The organism is Streptosporangium sp. G11 (genome assembly GCF_051192615.1).
Lineage (GTDB): Bacteria > Actinomycetota > Actinomycetes > Streptosporangiales > Streptosporangiaceae > Streptosporangium.
In genome coordinates this window covers 1-2,807 of sequence record NZ_JBPJUQ010000229.1, presented here as the reverse complement: position 1 = coordinate 2,807, position 2,807 = coordinate 1, and the positions used below count along the sequence as shown (strand labels likewise).

At 71.6% G+C, this 2,807-nt stretch carries 2 protein-coding genes and 1 pseudogene; 1 reads left to right on the top strand and 2 read right to left on the bottom strand.

What is annotated here, in order from left to right; translation table 11 throughout:
* A pseudogene (locus tag ACSDR0_RS50035) lies at nt 1–192 on the bottom strand (S1 family peptidase); the annotation flags it as partial.
* 325 nt (nt 193–517) lie between these two features.
* A complete protein-coding gene (locus ACSDR0_RS50030) occupies nt 518–1,495 on the bottom strand; it encodes a helix-turn-helix domain-containing protein (RefSeq protein WP_435296033.1) in 978 nt (325 codons plus the stop codon).
* 198 nt (nt 1,496–1,693) lie between these two features.
* Here ACSDR0_RS50030 and ACSDR0_RS50025 point away from each other — a divergent pair, with 198 nt between their 5' ends.
* Nucleotides 1,694–2,677 (top strand): proline dehydrogenase family protein, encoded by a 984-nt coding sequence (locus tag ACSDR0_RS50025; protein WP_435296032.1) that lies wholly within the window; start codon nt 1,694–1,696, stop codon nt 2,675–2,677.
* Nucleotides 2,678–2,807: the final 130 nt, after the last annotated feature.

The window sequence follows — 2,807 nt, the reverse complement described above, 5'->3', positions numbered from 1 at the left end:
CAGTTCGAGGTCGCGCTGGAGGGCCTCCAGCATGCCCGGCGGCGGGTCGATGGCCGGGCGCTTCGCGGCGATCGGTGCGGTGGCCTGGGCGGGGACGCTCTGGCCGCGGTCGGCGCCGGCTGGTACGGCGGCGAGGGTGAGCGCGGTGACCGCCAGGACGCATCCGGCGGTGGCGGCGTATCTGCGAGACATGGATCTTTTCTCCTCGACCTCGGCTTTCACAGCATGAGGGGGGAGATCACCCTGTATGACCCGTGGATCATGTGATGGGGCACTGTCACCTTAGATCAGCCGACGCCGGTCATCGGCGCACAAGCCATACGCCACGCGGGCGGCGATACTTCGCCGGGGGCGCCGACACGCTGTCGCGCCATGACGCCCTTGCCGCCGGGAGCGGGGCACGGAAGGCTCGATCGGCGACCCCGTTGCCATCCCGCGAGGCTCGTGGGCGGCGTACGGAACTCGCAGAGGGGGCACGGAGGGCTCGATCGGCGATCCAGGGGGCACCCTGTCCGCTTCACCGCCTCGGCGCGCCGTCCGCGCCCGCGCGGGGGCCGCGGAAGGCGCGCCGGTAGGTGTGGGGGGTGGTGCCCAGGCGCCGGGCGAAATGGTGGCGCAGCGTGGCGACCGAGCCGAATCCGGCTCGTTCGGCGACGGTGGCGATCGGCTCGTCGGTGCTCTCGAGATGGTGCTGGGCCAGCAGGACGCGCTGGCCGGTGAGCCACTGGAGCGGCGTGGTGCCGATCTCCCGGTGAAAGTGGCGGGCGAAGGTGCGCGTCGACATATTGGCCTGGCGGGCCATTCCTTCCACGGTCAGCTCCTCGTGGAGGTTGGCCTCCAGCCAGGCCAGCAGGGACGCGAGGTGCCCGGTGCCCGGCTTGGGGTCCGGGCGCCTGACGTACTGGCTCTGGCCGCCCTCGCGGTGCGGGGGCGCTACCATACGCCGGGCGATGTCGCCCGCGACGGCGCTGCCCTGTTCCTTGCGTACCAGGTGCAGGCAGGTGTCGATTCCGGCGGAGGTCCCGGCGCCGGTGATGACCGGGTCCTCGTCGACGTAGAGGACGCCCGGCTCCACCCGGGTCTTCGGGTAGCGGCGGGCGAGCTCCTCGCCGTAACGCCAGTGGGTGGTGCAGCGGCGGCCGTCCAGCAGGCCGGCCTCACCGAGCAGGAAGGCGCCGGAACAGATGCTGAGCACGCGCGCTCCGCGCCCTACCGCGGCCCGGAGTGCCGCGAACAGTTCCTCCGGGTGGCGCACGTCCGGATCCGAGGCCGGGACGCCGATGAGGTCCGCCGACTCCAGCCGCTCCAGCCCGTGCGGGGTCTCGACGCGGAAGCCGTGCCGGGTACGCACGCTGCCCCCCGTGGCGGAGACGACCGCGAAGTCGTAGGAGGGCAGGCCGTCGTCGCTGCGATCGATGCCGAAGACCTCGCAGAACACCCCGAGCTCGAACGCGTGCCCGCCGTCGAGCGCCAGGACGGCGACGTCGCGAAGCATGGGAATCCTCCCGGTGAGGGTACGGACCTGCCGCGACGTGCTGGCAGGAATTTCACGATATTAGTCGTTTCTGCCACTTTTTGAGCCGGTGGGTCTCTGGAAAGCTGGCACCGGGCCGGCTGAATCGCCGCCGGACCGCCGCCGGAACGGCAATGGCCCGGTCCGACGATCTTCTTCTCCTCGACAGCTAGGCGCACGATGACGATCGATCACCCCACCGACACCGATGCCGACACCGATACCGCCACCACCGGCGAGGCCTCCGCGAGGGCGGCACAGGTGCTGCGCGCCCTCGCGCTCGACGAGGAGCTCAAGTGGCGGGTGCCCGCCGACCCTGTGCTCGGCCCCATCGCCAGGCGGGTGGCCCGGCGTTTCGTGGCCGGGGACAGCCTCGCGGAGGCGCTGGAACGCGTGGCGGAAATTCTCGCGAGCGGGCACCGGGCGAACGTCGAGTACATGGGGGAGAGCTGCCGTGACCCGGAGCGGGCCCTGGCGGAGACGGCCGTGTTCGTCGACGCCGCCCGGCGGCTTCCGCCGCGGTGCTCGGTCTCCCTCGATCTCTCGCACATCGGCCTGGCGATCGACGAGGAACTCGCCCTCGACAACGCCACCCGCATCGCTCAGGCCACCGCCGGCACCGGACGGGAAATGATCATCTCGGCCGAGGGCTCCGACCGCACCGACGCGGTCCTGTCGGTGCACCGCAGGCTGTGCGAGCGTTTCGACCACGTCGGGGTCACCGTCCAGGCGAGGCTGCACCGCACCGGCGAGGACCTGCGGGGGCTCCTCGCCCTGCCGGGCCGGATCCGCCTGGTGAAGGGCGCCTTCCTGGAGCCGGAGGCCATCGCCTACGCGCGCGAGGACGCCGCGCTGCCCGCCGCCTACCTGCGCTACGCCGAGTCACTGGCCGACTCGGGACACCTGTGCTCGTTCGCGACCCACGACTGGGACCTGATCCACCGCATCGACCACCACCTCGGCGGGGCAGGCCGCGACGACGCGCCGTGGGAGTTCGAGACCCTGCTCGGCCTCGGCCCCGACCGCCTCACCGCGATGGCCGCACACGGTCACCCCACCCGCGAGTACGTCGTCTTCGGCACCGAATGGTGGCTGTACGTGTGCAACCGGCTGGCCGAAGATCCTCAACGCCTCCTCCAGGCCCTCGTCGACGCCGCCTCCTAGTGCGACGTTCCTCAAAGCAGGTAGGTAAAACGGCGTCGGCGTTGACGAGGATGGGGAGCTGGACGGCCCCAGATCCAGCGGCGGGCGCGGGTGTTGAGCTGGGTGGTCGCCACGGCGGTGGCGTAGGCGA